Source organism: Chitinophagales bacterium (assembly GCA_041392475.1).
Taxonomy (GTDB): Bacteria; Bacteroidota; Bacteroidia; order Chitinophagales; family UBA2359; genus JAUHXA01.
The window spans coordinates 21,539-39,493 of the sequence record JAWKLZ010000002.1 but is presented as its reverse complement, the minus strand read 5'-3'; the positions used below and the strand labels follow the sequence as shown (position 1 = coordinate 39,493).

Annotated in this window: 12 protein-coding genes; 7 read left to right on the top strand and 5 right to left on the bottom strand. The window is 42.4% G+C overall.

Annotation, left to right across the window (positions count from 1 at the left end):
- Nucleotides 1-142 precede the first annotated feature (142 nt).
- Entirely contained in the window at nucleotides 143-1,567 is a 1,425-nt protein-coding gene (locus R3E32_13665; protein ID MEZ4885776.1) for a lipase family protein, read from the top strand.
- 139 nt (nucleotides 1,568-1,706) lie between these two features.
- The gene (locus R3E32_13660) at nucleotides 1,707-2,348 is read left to right on the top strand and encodes a chloramphenicol acetyltransferase (protein MEZ4885775.1); all 642 of its coding nucleotides are present in this window, start codon (nucleotides 1,707-1,709) and stop codon (nucleotides 2,346-2,348) included.
- 15 nt (nucleotides 2,349-2,363) lie between these two features.
- Here the strand turns inward: R3E32_13660 and R3E32_13655 are convergent, their stop codons facing one another.
- Entirely contained in the window at nucleotides 2,364-4,493 is a 2,130-nt protein-coding gene (locus R3E32_13655; GenBank protein ID MEZ4885774.1) for a tetratricopeptide repeat protein, read from the bottom strand.
- A gap of 374 nt (nucleotides 4,494-4,867) precedes the next feature.
- Nucleotides 4,868-5,068, bottom strand: a complete 201-nt coding sequence (locus tag R3E32_13650; GenBank protein MEZ4885773.1) for a hypothetical protein — start codon at nucleotides 5,066-5,068, stop codon at nucleotides 4,868-4,870.
- Nucleotides 5,069-5,281: 213 nt separating this feature from the next.
- Between R3E32_13650 and R3E32_13645 the strand changes: the two genes are divergently transcribed.
- The 5 genes from R3E32_13645 (at nucleotide 5,282) to R3E32_13625 (ending at nucleotide 9,988) form a co-directional block, all read left to right on the top strand.
- Nucleotides 5,282-6,868, top strand: a complete 1,587-nt coding sequence (locus R3E32_13645; GenBank protein ID MEZ4885772.1) for a methylmalonyl-CoA mutase family protein — start codon at nucleotides 5,282-5,284, stop codon at nucleotides 6,866-6,868.
- 88 nt (nucleotides 6,869-6,956) lie between these two features.
- Nucleotides 6,957-7,133: a hypothetical protein gene (locus R3E32_13640; protein ID MEZ4885771.1), complete on the top strand. Its 177-nt coding sequence runs from the start codon at nucleotides 6,957-6,959 to the stop codon at nucleotides 7,131-7,133.
- A complete protein-coding gene (locus R3E32_13635; GenBank protein MEZ4885770.1) occupies nucleotides 7,099-7,794 on the top strand; it encodes an AbfB domain-containing protein in 696 nt (231 codons plus the stop codon). The genes R3E32_13640 and R3E32_13635 overlap by 35 nt, the downstream gene beginning before the upstream one ends.
- A 533-nt stretch (nucleotides 7,795-8,327) precedes the next feature.
- The gene (locus R3E32_13630; GenBank protein ID MEZ4885769.1) at nucleotides 8,328-9,458 is read left to right on the top strand and encodes a tectonin domain-containing protein; all 1,131 of its coding nucleotides are present in this window, start codon (nucleotides 8,328-8,330) and stop codon (nucleotides 9,456-9,458) included.
- A complete protein-coding gene (locus R3E32_13625; protein MEZ4885768.1) occupies nucleotides 9,455-9,988 on the top strand; it encodes an AbfB domain-containing protein in 534 nt (177 codons plus the stop codon). Before R3E32_13630 ends, R3E32_13625 begins: the two co-directional genes overlap by 4 nt.
- On the opposite strand, the gene R3E32_13620 is transcribed toward R3E32_13625, so the two are convergent.
- From R3E32_13620 to R3E32_13610, 3 genes are all read right to left on the bottom strand, one after another.
- Nucleotides 9,939-10,208: a hypothetical protein gene (locus tag R3E32_13620; GenBank protein MEZ4885767.1), complete on the bottom strand. Its 270-nt coding sequence runs from the start codon at nucleotides 10,206-10,208 to the stop codon at nucleotides 9,939-9,941. The two genes, R3E32_13625 and R3E32_13620, sit on opposite strands and share 50 nt — an antisense overlap.
- A gap of 65 nt (nucleotides 10,209-10,273) precedes the next feature.
- Nucleotides 10,274-11,416 (bottom strand): amidohydrolase, encoded by a 1,143-nt coding sequence (locus R3E32_13615; protein MEZ4885766.1) that lies wholly within the window; start codon nucleotides 11,414-11,416, stop codon nucleotides 10,274-10,276.
- A 130-nt stretch (nucleotides 11,417-11,546) separates the two neighbouring features.
- Nucleotides 11,547-17,954 (bottom strand): gliding motility-associated C-terminal domain-containing protein, encoded by a 6,408-nt coding sequence (locus R3E32_13610; GenBank protein MEZ4885765.1) that lies wholly within the window; start codon nucleotides 17,952-17,954, stop codon nucleotides 11,547-11,549.
- Nucleotide 17,955 lies beyond the last annotated feature (1 nt).

The window sequence follows — 17,955 nt, the reverse complement described above, 5'->3', positions numbered from 1 at the left end:
AAAAAGAATATCAATCCTAAAACCAATTTGACTTTCAACTATTCCTTGTATTTAAACGTTTCTCTGTTCTCTACAATACAAAAACAATCGGCAAAAACCACCATATTTGCATTTAATTTAACAAACAATTCAATCCCATTTTATGAAACGAATACTTTACCTATTCTTGGCTATTTGCCTTTCCATGCCCACAGTATTTGGACAAAAAGTTGTCTCAACCGAACTGATTGCCAGCTTTACAAACACTGAACTCGCAGGAGAAGGTGTTTTTGGAGCAACCTATGGCGTAGAGGTTTACAAACTCATTTACAACACCGTAGATGTGCATGGTGAATCCACGATTGCATCAGGCGCAATGGTCTTGCCACAAACCGATGATGAGAACCTGTGTTTTCCAGTGATGGTTTACAACCATGGAACCGTACTGGAGAAAAACAATGTGCCTTCTCGATTGAGTGGCGAAATATTGGTGGGCTATTTTGCAGCAGCAGATGGATATGTAGCTATTTTACCTGATTATCTGGGAATGGGTGATTCTCCGGGATTGCATCCCTATGTTCATGCAGCAAGTGAGGCAAGTGCCACTATTGACATGGTGCGGGCAGTGCGAGAATATGCAGCGACCAACAATGTTCCGCTCAACGACCAATTGTTTTTGACAGGTTATTCACAAGGCGGGCACGCAGCAATGGCTACCCACAAAACCATGCAAGAGCAATTTACCAATGAGTTCACAGTAACCGCTTCTTCACCAGGTTCAGGCCCTTATGACCTCTCTACCACCAGTTTCAGCGATATTGGAGAAGACAAGCCTTATAGCACAGGTGGTTATGTTCCTTATTTGCTGTTTGCCTACCAAGAAGCGTATGGCAATCTCTACGAAAATGTATCCGATGCCTTAAAAGCTCCTTACGATACCACTTTGCCACCTCTTTTTGATGGCACGCATTTTATGAGTGAAGTCCATGCTGCAATGCCCAATGTTCCCAATGAAATCTTTCAAGATGCGTATTTGGAAGCCGTGAGAACAAACGAAAATCATCCCTATCGAGTAGCATTTAGAGACAATGACGTATATGATTGGTTGCCAACTGCTCCAATTCGTATGTACTACTGCGAAGCCGATGAGCAAGTACCTTTTTCCAACAGCATCACCGCTTTAGAAACCATGCAAGCCAATGGTGCCACCAATGTTGAAGCAGTCAGTGCAGGAGCAATGTTTACCCATAGTGTTTGTGCCACCTTTGCACTGTTCGGTTCAAAAGCCTTCTTTGATGAAAGGAAAACAGGCTGTGTCGAAACAGGTATTTTCAGTCCTTCCAATACTTACCTTTCTCTTCAAATCATTCCCAATCCAAGCTTCAGTGTGGCTCAAATTCACTTTGATAATCCACAACAAACAGCTTATGAAATGGTAGTGACTGACATCAGCGGCAAAATGGTTTATTTTGAAGAAAATATTCACAGCAGTCAGATTACCTTCAATAGCAGTGATTTGACAAGCGGCATATATTTGATTGAAGTACGTGGAGAGAATGTTTATCGGGGTAAAATGATGGTATATTGAGTTGTTTTTTTTTGTGAAAATAGACTTCGGAAGTTTAGATGTTGAAAAATTATAGGATGATTCACCTTTTGGGAAATAAAACTTCCGAAGTCCTTACTGTTTCCACAAAAATTGACAAAGAACTCCAAAAAAATAAGCTATGCACTTTCTCAATTTAGAACAATGGTCTCGCCGAAAACACTTCGAGTTTTTCAAAAACATGGCGAATCCACATGTCAATTTTTGTGCGAATGTCGACATCACCCACTTTCGAGCCTTCATCAAAAAGTCCCAACTTCCTTTCACCCAAACCATCGTCTATATTGTGGCAAATACTGCCAATGCAATCAAGGAGTTTCGTTATCGGATTCGTGGAGAAGAAGTTGTGGTACATGACCGAGTACATCCTTCGTTTACGGTGATGACCGATATGGAAGATGTTTTCACTTTTTGTACGGTCAATTATCAGCCCGAATTGAAACCTTTTATACAGCACACAACAGAGGTGATGGATTTCCGAAAACTCAATCCAACGCTTGAAGATGAGCCTGGACAAGACAATTTACTGTTTTTATCCTCTATACCGTGGTTTTCCTTCACCAGTTTTCAACATCCGATGCACACTCCTTCAATAGATTCTGTGCCTCGAATTGCATGGGGAAAATACTTTGAAGAAAATGGATGCATCAAAATGCCACTAGCAGTTCAAGCACATCATGGATTGGTAGATGGAGTACATGTGGGAAGGTATTACCAACATTTTCAGGACCTATTGGATACACCAGAGCGGTTGTTGAGGTAGAGGAGGACTTTTCTACTAAGCCCCCATCGAAATCGGAAAAGCAAAATAGAAGACCGTTCCTTTTTGAAGTTCGGATTGAAAGCCAATTTGACCGTTGTATTTATCTACAATGTTTTTGCAGATTGTAAGCCCGATGCCAGAATTTTGACCCAAATCACTTCCATTGGCTTGTGAGTCTTTCTCGGACTGATAGAACAGATTGAAAATTTTATTGCCATGTGCTTGGTCAATTCCCTTGCCATTGTCGACTACTTCAAATCGAAGTTCAGAATCAGTGATTTGACTTGCAATTCTGATGTGAGGTTGAGCATTTTGATCTGAATATTTTAGCGAATTGCTGATAAGGTTTTGAAAAATTTGGGTAAGGTGCAAATGATTCATGCGAATATTGGGAAGGTAGGTATCGTATTCGACTACCGCTTTTTTGGAGTCAATCGCATATTGAAGATTGTCGACTACTTCGTTCAGCACTTTTTTGGTGTTGGTCAGTTCTTGATTGGGGCCTTGAATCGAAATCGTAGAATATTCCAAAAGAGCACTCAATAGTTTGTTCATCCGTTGGACTCCTTTGGTCACAAAATCCATGTACTCATTGGCTTCTGCATTGAAATTGCCACCAAATTTTCTTTGAAGGAGATTCACAAAACTACCGATATTTCGCAGAGGTTCTTTGAGGTCGTGTGCTGCAACGTAAGTAAACTGTTGTAGTATTTCGTTGGATTCTTTGAGTTGTATATTTTTTTCTTCAATCTCTACGTTCTTTTTCCGCAAGGCCCGATTGTTCTTTTGAGCAGAATAAAGGATATAAATCAAGAAAAAAGAGATGCAGGAGAACAGGGCAATAATTCCTATAATCAAAAAGCGACTTTGTTGGAGTTTCAAGTCTCGAATCTCTTTTTCTGTCTTTTCTGCATCGTATTTTAGCTCCAATTCTGCAATTTTTTTCACCTTTTCCTCACTCAACAAGGTATCTCTAAATTCTGTGTATGCCTCCAAATATTGAAGTGCTCTATCCGTTTCTCCTTTTTCGGAAAAAATCTGATACAAACCCAAATTGCTTTTTTGACAAAAATCTTTGAATCCAGATGCTTCTGCAATTTCCAAACTTTTTTGATAGTCTTCGATTGCTTTATTGATTGTTCCTTCCGAATGATGCAAGTAGCCCAATTTGGAGTGAAGATCTGCACGTCCTTTTTTGGAAATAAAAGGTTCGTATTGCAAGCACTTATCAAAATAAATTTTGGCTTGCTCGTAATTATTTTGCTCGGTATAAACATCTGCAATGTAGAGTAATGAGCGTGCAATCAAAGGTTTATGTTGCATCAACTCAAAATAAGTAAGCGACTCTTCAAATTTTTGAAGAGCCGTTTCGGTATCTCCCGTCAAATTTAATATTTTACCATAATCAAAGGCAACAATTCCTATCAATACTGTGTCTTTGAGTGAGTAAGCCATTGCAGCAGCTTCTTCAATGGTTTTCAATGCCAATTCTGTATTGGAGCTTTCGGCATAAGTTATCGCCAGAAACTGCATGGTATTGACCATATTGGGTTTGTCACCTCTTTTTTCGGTGAGTTGAATGGCCTCCAAATAATATTGAATGGCTCTTTCGTAATCTCCCACATCTCTATATGTAGTTCCAAGGCCGTGATAGGCATTTTCCAAGGCAACCTGATTACCCGTTTCCTCGGCAATTTTCATAGCTTTCAAGTGATAATCACGGCTAAGCGCATAATTCGCCATTCTTCTATAAACAATTGCTAAGTCGGTATAGGATTTCAGTAGCAGTTTTTGAGGGTTGTCTTCTTTTGACGCAATATCCAAAGTACGGTGATAATAATGGATAGCGCTGTCCAAGTTGTTGTTGTTTTCGTACATAAAAGCGAGTGTGCGATAGATACGAAAATGTTCTAAAGGTAAAGATGCTTGTGTTGCCAATTCTTCTGCTAAGGCTGAATATTCAATGGCTTTGGAAAGATCGCTGTAAGAGTATTGACTGGACAATTCCAATAAGGTAGATATACTATCCCTTACCACACTGTTCTCAATCTTCTGATTGCTTACAGTGCCAATGTTCTGATCTGCCATCATGTTGAGAGTAGCAAAAAAGAACAAATACGTAAATAGTATCCACCGATTTTCCATAATGTTTAAAAGGGAGAAGCAGACGATTTATCGTTTACTAATTTTGGAAAGTGCTTAGGTTAAATACAATTCATATAAAACAATAATTGAAATGAAGAAATTGCCTGATTAAGAATCAGTTTCTCCATTTCAATTAAGGATTTTAATTTTGAATTATTATAGAGTAATGTCTATTACCAATCCAAACAAAAAGTTGTAGTGCCTATTGACATGTGTAAATGAACTCCTAATAATGGAGGGAGAATCGAATTTCTTCTACCACCTTTCTGAATAGTTTGAGTTGATTCCTCTATAGTTTTAACAGAAGGATTTTCGGTTTGGAATTTTTCTAAATTTGTCATTTTTCAAGATATATTTTGAGTGAAAAAAATATTTTACCATTCAATACAGTAAGTATTTCCGACATGAGTAATACACATGCAAGCTTGTTGGTTTTGCAATTGATCACGTTTGGCAGCAAAAGTACTGTAAGAAGTAGTGATGAATCTTCTTCCACCTTTTTGAAGGTTTGCAGTAGATTCTTGGATAACTTCAACAACTGGATTTTGAATTGCGAATTTGAGTAAATTTGTCATTGGGAAAAGTATTTGATTGAAAACAGATTAAAATGAAAAAATGAATTTTCATTACATAAACATGACAGTTCAAAAACCATTCCAATAGCTGTTAAAATTTCCAAATCATTTAAAGTTTGTAGAGACTGAACAAAAAAACTACTTTGTCTATCTTTGCAGTGTGTAAATGATACTATAATCTATTAAATTTTTACACCAAAAAATACATCTCTTATGAGTCATATCCCTCCCAAAAAAATCTTCAAAGAACGCAAGGAGCAATTTTTGACCGATTCGGGCATCGAAATACAAGCAACTTATCCGCCTGTCAATCAAGTAGTAGAAGAACCAGGTGAATTCCCTTTTACTCGTGGTGTTCATTCGGGAATGTACCGCAGCCGTTTGTGGACGATGCGTCAATATGCGGGTTTTTCGACTGCCGAAGAATCCAATAAACGCTACCATTATTTATTGCAGCAAGGAACTTCTGGCCTGTCGGTTGCCTTCGATTTGCCGACTCAAATTGGCTACGATTCCGATCATGATTTTGCGGAAGGAGAAGTCGGTAAAGTGGGTGTGGCGATTGACTCTATCCGAGATATGGAAACACTTTTTGCAGGAATCGAACTGCAAAAAATCAGCACTTCAATGACCATCAATGCTACGGGTTTCATCTTGTTGGCGTTGTATATTGCAGTAGCAAGAAGGCAAGGGGCTGATTTGAAGCAAATTACAGGCACAATTCAAAACGACATATTGAAGGAGTACGCTGCAAGAGGCACCTATATTTATCCTCCGAAAGCTTCTATGCGTATCATCACTGACATTTTTGAATATTGCAGCAAAGAACTGCCTCGATGGAATACGATTTCCATTTCAGGCTATCACATTCGGGAAGCGGGTTCTACGGCAGTGCAAGAATTAGCCTTTACTTTGGCGAATGGAAAAGCCTATTTGAAGGCTGCAATGGCAGTAGGTTTGGACATCAATGTGTTTGCCAAACGTTTGTCGTTTTTCTTCAATGCCCACAATAACTTTTTTGAGGAAGTTGCTAAATTTCGGGCGGCTCGTAGGATGTGGGCAAAAATGACCAAAGATTTGGGCGCAACGGATGAAGGGGCAATGAAACTCCGATTCCATACCCAAACGGGTGGTTCTACTTTGACAGCTCAACAACCCCTCAACAATGTGCCGAGGGTGACGCTGCAAGCTTTGGCGGCGGTATTGGGTGGTACGCAGTCTTTGCATACGAATGGCTACGATGAAGCCTTGTCTTTGCCGACTGAGGAGGCTGCAAAAATTGCGCTGAGAACACAGCAAATTATTGGTTTTGAAAGTGGTGTAACGGATACAGTAGATCCATTGGCGGGGTCCTATTTTGTCGAAAATCTCACAAATGAAGTGGAAGATGCTGCTTGGGCCTACATCGAAAAAATTGATGCAATGGGTGGTTCTGTGCAAGCGATTGAGGAGGGCTATATGCAGGAAGAAATTGCTCGTTCGGCTTATGAATACCAAAAGGCGATTGAAAGCCAAGAAAAGATTTTGGTGGGGGTGAACAAGTACACTACTGAGGATGACAAAAAAATCCCTCTGCTTCGCATTGACGACTCTATCCGTCAAATTCAAACGCAAAAATTAGAAACGCTCAAGGCGGAACGGGATTCGGCTAAGGTGGCAGCTTGTTTGAAGGAGATTGAAGCACGGGCAAAGGATGGTCGAAATTTGATGCCTGCGGTAGTGGAAGCTGTTGATAATGAGGCTACACTTGGCGAGGTTTCGGATGTTTTGAGAGGGGTGTTTGGGGAGTTTTTGGGGTAATATTTGTGTTGAAAACAGAAGATAATTCAATGCGTTTGGTGACTTTAAAAGTTTGTACTTTATTATTTTTTGAAAATAGATAGAAATAATGAAAGACTTCAAAATGGGCTACTCTATTCTGATTGCCCTGTTGCTACTACTGTCAATAGAATGTCATTCTATCAACCCAAAACCCGATATTTTGATTTGGAAAGGAGATACATTGAGTTTTTTCTCCAATATTTTGGGGTGTGAACAGTGCGGACAACATTTACCTAAGGGATAGCGACAGATGGCGGCAAGTTTCGGGCAAATTGAAGCAAATTTCTGTTGGAAGTAACAAACATATTTGGGGTGTAAATAGTGCGGATAAAATTTATAGATGGGGTGATGGCCAACCTGTTCCAAAACCCGCTCCTGCCCCTACCCCTGCTATTTCTACCAGTCTCAGCACTATGTTGACCGCAGAGAATCCTTATTCCTTTGAATCGCTTAGTAATCCCAAATACTATATTCGCTATGAAAATTTTACTGGGAAAATCACCAAGGATGCATCTCTTCCATCCAACAAAGCAGGTAGTTTCAAAATGGTTCAGGGTTTGGCAGGAGACAATACGATGTCTTTTGAATCTATAGAATATCCTGGCTATTTTCTAAGAAATCAAAAATCCCAAATAACATTGCAGCAAGCGACACCTGATGAATTGTTTAAAAAAGATGCGAGTTTTAAGGTAGTCAAGGGTTTGGGGAATTCAACGATGGTTTCTTTTGAATCTTACAATTATCCGATGCACTTTATCTGCAATGACAATTTTAACTTGGTTATCGCCAAACCAGAAGGAGATATAGAGGCGTTCAAGAAAGAGGCGACTTTTAGACCAACAAGGGCTTTATTTGGATTCCAATCTCCTACAAATCCAACTAATAGAGGAAGAGGACGAAATTGAGTATTAGAAGAAGGCTATCTGCCAAAAGCAATTTGAAGGAGTGATTTTTGATATTGATTCTACGAAAAATAGCTTGAGGCTTTGCTTTTTCTTGCTGCAATAACAACCAGCAGCCCATGCTTTATACAAAGCATGGGCTGTTTTTTTTATAGGATTCAATTCCATATATTTATTAGATGGGAACTCATTGTATCTCATTTTTCCTCATGCACATGGCTAATTGAAAACGTTAATTCATTATAAAAGAACCGCCTACTACATAAGCAGTAGACGGCAGATTGTTCACAAAAAAACTACCTCTATCTATGGTGAAGAGGTATAACTCACTCATTATAAACGAAAAAAAACATGCCTACTCTTAATCGTTGTGTTAGATATTGATTTCCATTTTGAAAACAAAAAGTTGCATTTGTCACTTGAATCTAGGGTTTGTTTACGGTTTCTTTTGTAACTTCATCAATCCTGTCGGAACAAACCTACCAAAATCGTCTAATAGAAGTATTTATTTTCTTTATCATTAAATTTTTTTAATTATGAATCGTTTTAATTTTTTTTTATCACTATTACTATTTGGTTGTCTGATGACAACCGATTTATCAGCTCAAAGAGACAGCAGAACTGCATCTTCTAACTCTCCTCAAAATGAACAAGATGTAGAGCAATACAGTCCCAACACATCCGATCGGAGTGTGCGTAGTGTAAGGTCAACCTTGCCGATGCGAGATGAGGTAATAGAATTTGAAGTGGAAATAGTAGATAACCTTGCTATTTATGAAGGTGACATTGTTCTCGGCCCAGCTGCACAATACGATCCGAATGTGGAAAATGCTGTGGCTATTTCGGGAGCAAATTACCGATGGCCAAATGGCGGGGATAATATTTATAGATGGGGTAATGGCAGTCCTGTGCCAACTCCTGCTCCTGCACCTCAACCTATTGCGAGTAAATGGCAACAAATTCCTGGTGGTTTGAAGTGCGTTTCAGTGGCTGCGGACGGTACTGTATGGGGTGTGAACAGTGCCGATGATATTTATCGTTGGGATGGCAGTAAATGGACCAATATACCGGGCAAATTGAAGCAAATCTCTGCTGGTAGCATGAATCATATTTGGGGTGTGAACAGTGCGGACAATATCTATCGTTGGGATGGCAGCAACTGGCAGCAAGTTCCCGGAGGATTGAAGCATGTTTCGGTAGGTTCTGACGGTGCTGTGTGGGGTGTGAACAGTGCAGACAATATCTACCGCATGGATGGCAGTGAATGGACCAATGTACCGGGCAAATTGAAGCAAATCTCTGTTGGGAGTAGCAGTCAGGTATGGGGTGTGAACAGTGCCGATGATATTTATCGTTGGGATGGTGGCAAATGGACTAATATACCGGGCAAGTTGAAACACGTTTCAGTGGGTTTTGACGGCAAGGTATGGGGTGTGAATAGTGCCGATGATATTTACCAATGGGATGGCAGCAACTGGACACAAGTCGCTGGAAAATTGAAGCAAATCTCTGTTGGTAATGACATAAATGTATGGGGTGTGAACAGTGCGGATAATATTTATAGATGGGGTAATGGTAGTTCTGTTCCAGCTCCAGCTCCAGCTCTACCAGTACCTGCACCTGCTGCACCAGTTCCTACTGGATATCAAAGACCGGCTGGAAGTTGACATCAAATCCTGCACCTGCACCAGTTCCTACTATTTCTACAAGCCATAGCACGATGTTGTCAGCAGATAATCCTTGTTATTTCATTTGTTATCAAGGATTTATTGGAAAAATCACCAAAGATGAATCTATTCAAGCCAACAAGGCTGGCAGCTTCAAAATGGTGAAAGGTTTGGCAGGAGACAATACCGTGTCTTTTGAATCTTTAGAATATCCTGGGTATTTTTTAAGACACCAAAACTTCCAACTAAAATTGCAGCAAGCACAGGGAGATGACTTGTTCAATCAAGATGCGAGTTTTAAGGTAGTCAAAGGTTTGGGGAACTCAACCATGGTATCTTTTGAATCTTACAACTATCCGATGCACTTTATTAGCAATAACAATTTTAACTTGGTTATTGCCCAACCAGGTGCAGACATACAGACATTCAAAAACAATGCAACCTTTAGACCAACAGTGGCCTTGTACGGGTTTAAATCACCTACAAATCCAAACCCAAATTCACGTACCAGAGGAAGATGTAGAAATTAAGGGATACGAATAAAATAAAATCCCGATTTAGACAATACTCAGAAGGCAATTTCCCATCAATGCTCACAACTTCAACTTTATCTGAATGTAGCCAAACCACCTTGCCTTCTTTATCACAAGCACATACAACTTTGGCATCTCCATTTTCAACATCTGCCAATAAATTACCCAAAAACCAATTTGGTGTTTGGGATTGAAACATGCCATAGCCGCTTCCCAAAAAAATGTATTTGTCACTTGAATCTAGGAATAAGTATTGCCATTGTGTTATTTCTGTTTAAGTGTCTATTTGATAATTTGTTGTATAATCTCTTTGAACATACCCATTCCCGTTTCAAGGATTTCTTCGGGAAAATCGTAGTCTGCATGGTGCAAGGCGGGAGAATCCATACCTGCTCCCAAACCGAACATGGCTGTTTTGTAGTGTTTGGAGAACCATCCAAAATCTTCTCCAAACTTCAATGGGTAGGCTCGTTCTTTGCAGTCCAAACCATTTGCTCTTGCAGCCTTTACCACAAACTCATTGCAGAAAGGGTCGTTGGTGGTGCTGGGAAAATATTCGAGCCAATCTATGGTGTAGCTCAATGCGTATTGCATCCCTATTCGATTCAAGATTTGCTGCAATGTTTCCTTCAATTGTGCCATTACCTCCTCTGTCCATGCTCGCAAGGTGTAGTGCAGTTCTGCTGCGCCTGCCGAAATACCATAGGATTTTTGCCCCATGTTGATGTGAATTGGAGTGAGGAGAGTAAATTTCTCGCTTTGAAGGTCTTGTCTATTGAGTTTTGAAAATTCGGTGATAAGCTCCGCCATTGCCAAAGCTGGATTGGTGCCGTTTTCGGGTTCGGAGGCGTGGGATTCTTTGCCTGTGAGGTGAACAATCATGCTCTGAACGGTTGCCGAAAAACTATTGGGTTTGGTGAGAATGGTGTGGAGGGGTTCGTTAGGAAGGTTGTGCAGGGCAAAAATATAATCAGGTCGGAGGGCTTTGAACTTTGGGTCTTGCAGCACTTCAAAAGCTCCTTTGCCTGTTTCTTCTGCAGGCTGAAACAACAGTATGATTTTGCCTGAACAGAAATCTTGTTCTTTTATCCAAAACACCAAACCTGCTACCATTGCGATATGTCCGTCATGCCCACATTTGTGGGAAACGCCTTTTGTTTTGGATTGGTAATCAAAGGCGTTTTTTTCTTCAATTGGCAGTGCATCCAATTCACATCGAATCATTACGGTTGCTCCTTTTTGTGGGAACTCATATACGGCTGCCAAACCATGCCCTCCTATTTGCTCGATGATTGCAGTAGCTGAATGGTAGGTTTGTAGGAATGTTTTGATTCGTTGGGCTGTTTGGATTTCGCAGCCTGATAGTTCGGGGTTTTGGTGGAGTTCTTTTCGGAGTTGTTTGATTTTTTGGAGCATGGTTTCCATTTTTTTCTTTTATTTTACCACTGTCACCCCAATTTAGGACGGTTTTTTGACCGTAACTCTATTTCAGTACATATTTTTTAAGTGTAAACTTTTTTCAGGACGACCCACACTCTAATTTCGACGGTAATCCCTACCTCACCAAACTCACATTCCCCTGAAACTCCCCAAAACTCCCATCTCGAAACTCCACCATTGCATAAAACACAAACACCCCAATCCCCATTTCCTTGCCCTTATACACACCATCCCAAGCTACAACAGCAGCGTCATCATTCGGGTCAAAATTGTTTTGTTCAAACACCTTCTCGCCCCATCGGTCAAAAATCATAAACGTTTGAACCTGAGACACACTTGAATTGGCAAAAAGGCGGAGTTCATCGTTGATGCCATCGCCATTTGGAGAAAAAGCAGTAGGCACAATTACCTTCACTTCCGTTTCTACCAACACATCAATGCTTGCAGCAGCCGTACAGCCCGTTTCATCTGCAATAGAAAGCATATAAGTTGTGTTTTCAGTTGGCTGCACCCACGGATTCAAACAAGCCACCGAATCCAATGCCACATCACAAGCCTCAAAACCGCCCAAAGGAGTCCAATTAAATTCAGAAAATGCACCCGCCAATGTCGGAACAATTTGCACACTATCGCCCAATTGTATCACATTAGAAGCCACATTCAATACCAATGAAACCGTCAATTCTTCGGGTTCTACAATCTCAAAAGTCAAAGCGTCCGTACAGCCATTCGCATCCACCACCTCTACCGTATGGCTTCCCGCTTCCAAACCCTCAAATACTGTTTGCTCACCCAATTCGTCTCCATCCAGTGAATACTGAAAAGGCTCAACTCCACTTGTCACGCTTTCCACTTCAATCCGTCCATCACTCACCCCAAAACAACTCACCTCAAAAGCAACAGCCGACAAAATAGGAATTGCCCCTTCTTGTGTAATCGTCACCGAATCTGTAGCCGCACAACCTGTTTGCGAATCCGTTACGGTAAGCGTATAAATGCCTGAAAAATTGGTCATTGTCGTGGCGGCAATCGAATCCTCCACATTTCCCGACCATAAATAAATAATGTTTGCGCCCGTTGAAGAGCCTGTTCCTCCAATCATTGCAGTCGGCTCATCACAGGTCAAAAGACTCGTTTCCCCTGCATCCGCAATCGGCGTTTCGTCCATTCTCACCTCCACCGTCACTTGCTCATTTGTACAGATTCCATTGCTGTTCACGGCATATTCAAACAGATACGTTCCACTATCCAAGCTACTGACAGTCAGTTCACCATTCGCATTGAAGCCGCTTGCAGGACTCGGTGAAACATCCGTCCAAGTGCCACCCAAGTCAAAGTTTTCAATCAAGTCAAACAAATTCACCGTTGTATCTGTACCGTCACACAAAGCCACATTTTGCAGCAAAGAACCCGCACTCACAGGATTGTCTATTTCGACCACGACCTCCTCACTATCTCCCAAACAAGGCGCATCCGCTGCCACTTCATACACAAAATTGTAGGTGCCACTTGCAATATTTTCGGTGGTCAAAATACCACCATTTAAGAAGCCCGTTGCAGGATTTGCAGAAACATCTGTCCAAGTTCCGCCAATCGTTGCGTCTGTCAATTGCTCCAACAAATCCAATTCCACTCCATCATTGCAAATCTGAATCGCCTCCGAAATAGTACCTGCACTGACCACTGCCGCAATCGAAATCGTTTGAACAGAATTGCCTGGGCAGCCCGCAGGAGGTGTTTCCGTCAAAGTGAAAGTCAGTTCATAATCACCTGTCACTGAACCGTCTCCATTGAAGGTATTGTCTGTAATCGTGGCGGTAGCATTGGCAGGAGCATTCGTGATGGTCCAAGTTCCAAGTTCGCTTGTAGAAGTGATGGTCGCCAAATCCAAAGTAGCATTGTCATTGCAGAATGGACCTGCGCCCAAAGTGCTGACATCAGGACAAGAACAATCATTGACCTGCACCGTAATCACATAAGAAACATCTGTACAAGGAGCTTGAGCTATTGCTGTTGTATATTCAAAGGTATAGTCGCCAGCCGTTACACCATTGAAGTCCAAGTTGGGCAATGTGCCGATTGCGCCCGAAGCGTCCAAATCCACCCAAGTTCCCGTGGCATCTCCACTAGTGATTAAATCGTTCAAATTCAAAGTCGTAGGGTCGTTGTTTTGGTCGGTATTGCAGATATTCACCTCTGGCGTGAGTTCTGCTGATGGCGGTGTATTGACGGTAATACTCACTTGATTGGTCGAAATGTCCTCACAATTTGCGTCCGATACCATTTCCACTTCAATCGTTGTATTTTCGGTAGGGCTGATGGTGTATTCATGCCCGTTCGGAATATCCGTCAAGACAATTCCACCATTGAGCGTCACCGTAAAAGGAGCTTCGCCCTCCAATTCCAAAACAAAAGTCACTTCGTCACCTTCACAAATCGTTTGGTCTGCGCCAAGCGATGCCGTAGGCAAGGCATTGAAAAGCACAGGAATTCCTGTCGAATAATCCAAACACGAATCCCCCAAATCAATTCCATCAATCAGGTCGCCATCCCCTGCAACCGCTGCAATGTAATAGGTCACACCTGCATCCATTAAGGCATCGTCAAAACCAAAAGTCGTTCCGTCTGTCAGCACCAAAACCGTCTCTACATTGTTGGGTGTACCAGCATACAGCACAAACAGCAGCGTGTCATTCTCGTCCAGAAACTCATCCGCATTGTGAAAAACTGTTACCGTTTCGGTTACACAGACTTCAAAACCATCGACTTGCAAACTCCCCGCATCTGTCTCACAAGAACAATCCAAAACCGTCACCGCATCGCTGATGTCGTCACAAGGGCTGTCGTCACTGACCGTAAAATTGGCGGTGTCGCCCGTTGGAATGTCTTCGCTCGTAAAAACATAAGGTGCGTCCGAACTAAGATTTCCTGCAATTCCCGACACGGTATAGCTTGCAGGGTCGCCACCTATGATTTCAAATTGCACAATAAAACCTGTATTTGTGCCATTGCAGTTGCTCGAAATATTGACAAGCTGCAAAGGAGGCAATTCTGTCATCGTTGCTGTTCCGATTGCCGAATCAGCACATCCATTGGCATCTTCCACACTTACCAAAACATATTCACCGCCCTGATTGACCGTCCATTCATAGGGGCTGCTGTCAATCGTAAAAGACGTTTCGGTACCGCCCTCCAAAGTATAGGTGACCGTCCAGGGAGCGATTCCCGTCAATACAATTTCCAAATTTGCCTCGTCCCCTTCACACATCGTAGGACTTCCAGAAAGATTGGCAGTTGGTGGAGCAGCAATGGTGATTTCTTGACTGACAGTCGAAACACAGCCTTCGTCAGAAGTTGCCGTATAAATCACTTCGTGCGTGCCTACTGAAAGTGCAGAAACATCCACATTGCCCAACGCATCGGCTACTCCACTCCAAGTACCTCCCGATGGCGTAGCCGTGAAAGTTTGGATGCCCGATGTTTGGCAAAAACTGGTATCGCCCACAATCTCCAAATCCGTCACGCCAATAATCGAAACCGTAAGGTCTTCCGAAACGCTGCAACCTTCAGGCAATTGAAGCGCCGTATAGGTGACAACATATTCTCCCAAATCAAGGATTGAAGGGTCGATTTCACCATTTGGTGAAACGATGTCTCCCGACCAAGTGCCATTTGAAGGAGAAGCATTTAAAGTCACCAAACCTGTTTCGCTTTGACAAAAAACGCTGTCGTCAAATACAATTTCCAAAGGTTCTGCAATGGTGAAAGTGAAAGATTCAGTGGTCACACAACCTGCAAAATCGGTGTAGGTGTAGGTGGCATCGTGAACGCCCGAACCGAGCGTTGTGGGATTAAATTCGCCAAACTCATTGACATCGCCCGACCATAAACCGCCTGTTGGAGTGGCTTCTACAATCGTGGTCACGTCTTCCAAACAAAAGGGTTCGGTGGACAAAAATTCGATGTTGGTAGGGGCGATTACTTCAATATTTCGCTCACCACTAAACATACATCCGTCCGCATCGGTGACTTCATAGGTGACTGTATGTGAGCCAACTCCCAAGGCAACGGGGTCAACTTCGCCTGTTGCGCTTGCTGCTCCGCTCCATGTTCCTCCTGTCGGATTGGCAGAAAGCTGCACCACTGCGCCATCCGAACACAAAGGAGGCAAGGAATCAATCTGAATCGTGACCGTTGCAGATACTTCAATGGCAAAGGTCGTGTCTGTTATGCAGCCATTTTCGTCTGTAAATAGGTAATTGACATCGTGAAAACCTGCGCCCAAATCTTGCGGCACGACTTCGCCTGTTGGGTCTGCTGCGCCCGAAAAAATCCCTCCACTGGGTTCTGCTACAATGGTTTGGGCAGATGCTTCCAAGCACCAAGGACCTGTATTGTCGAAGGTGATGGTCGGTTCTGCAAAAATGGTGAATTGAAGGCTATTGGTAGCAGTACAGTTATTGGAATCGGCGAAGGTATATATTGCAGTAAAATCACCTGCACCCAAAAGGTTGGGATTGATTTCACCATTGGAGTCCACATCTCCACTCCAAGTTCCTCCAATGGGTTCTGCCTCCAATTGAAGGAGTTCATCTATTGGGCAATATTCGCTTGGCGAAAGAAAAGTAACAATAGGATTGGCAAATACTTCAATACTGATTTCGTCCATTTCGGCGCAGCCAAAAGAATCGGTAAAAGTGTAGGTAATTGTGTGTGTGCCGATACCTGCAATTTGTGGGTCGAACTCGCCCGTTTCCGAAATAGCACCTTTCCAAACGCCTCCTGTGGGATTGGCGGTCAAAAGAACAACTCCGTCATCTTCACAAAATATTCCAACCGCTTCAATGGAAACAATAGGTATCGGTTGAATGGTAAAATCCAATGTATCGCTGTTGCTACAAGCGTTTTCATCGGTGTATTCATAGATGGCTGTAAAATCTCCTGCGCCCAAAATGGCGGGGTCAAAACCTCCGTTTTCATCTACATTTCCACTCCAAGTACCTCCTTCTAGTGAGACAGTCAAAGTAGTTATTGGGTCGTTTTGGCAGACGGTATCAAGAGGTGTTATTTCTACAATCGGTAAAGGAAATATCGTAAAGTCCAGATTTGCAGTACCTGTACAACCATTGGAGTCTGTAATCTCATACATTGCAACAAAATCTCCTTCGCCCAAAATGGCAGGGTCAATTTCTCCGTTTTCGTTTACATCTCCCGCCCAAATACCTCCATCGGGAATACCTATCAAAGCTGTAATGGTATCACCTTGACAAAGAGATGCTTGAGGAAGAATTTCTACTGTTGGAGCAGGGAATATGTCAAAATTGATGATGTCAGAACCTGAGCAATTGTTGGCATCGGTAAAGGTATAGGTTGCCGAATAAGAGCCTTCTCCCAAAGCGGGGTTGATGGTTCCATTCGCATTTACATTGCCACTCCAAATCCCTCCTGCTGGTGTCGCTATGAGGTCGACTGCTTCGTCTTGAGCGCAAATGAAACTGCTAAGAGGTCCAATATCTACAATAGGATTTGCATTGACGGTGATAAAAATCTCTTCGGTAACCACACATCCTCCATCGACTACTGTGTAGGTAACGCTATGATTACCAGTACCTATAATGGCAGGAGCGAAAACGCCATCCGTCGTGACTCCTCCCCAAGTACCTCCAACTGGTGAGGCGCTTAGATTGAAGGCAAGACTGTTGGTGCAAAGTGGATTGACAGGGTCAATGCTGACCACAGGAGGTTCTCCAATCACAAAATTCAGGGTTTGGTCTCCTTCACAACCATAGGTATTCGTGAAAGTGTAAGTTGCGGAATAGTTGCCTGCGCCCAAAGCAGTTGCGTCAAACTCCCCATTGGCATTGACATCTCCTGTCCAAACACCTGTTCCTGTCGAACCCGTTGCAGGGCTTCCTTCCAATGTCACCATGCCTTCATCGGTACAGAAAGGGCCTGTCGGTGAAATGGTGACGAAATCTCCGCCTTGTGTTCCTGTTGCACTTACGGTATAATCACATTCCGAGCCAGCACATCCGTCAATGATTAAGTAATAGGCCGTTCCGACCGTTAATCCACAAGTTGCAATCGTAAAAGCTGGACTATCGGCATCGCAGCCTGACCCTCCAGGTCCGCCCATACAGCATCCTAAATGGCAGTCGTAGGTAGTTGTCAGAGCCAAATCAAAGATAAATCCCTGCAATCCCACCAAAAATGGAGGAACTGTATTGGCATTGCAGTTGTAGGCATCTACGGTGAAGGAAACGCAAGGGTCGTTGGCGATGAAAACAAAGAATTGGTCGTTGTCCCAGATGAGGTTTCCACATCCATAATCTCCATTAGCTATTACCCCTGAGACAGTGTAATCATAATTACTACCTGTGAAGGGAAAATCACAAATTGTACAGCCTGGAGTAGTAGTGTTGTAGTTATCAGGTAAGGGGTCGGGGCAAACGGTTTGAGCATGAACGGTTTGAGATAGGACAAAGCAAAGACAAATTGTCAACAGAAGTAAAATTTGTTTCATT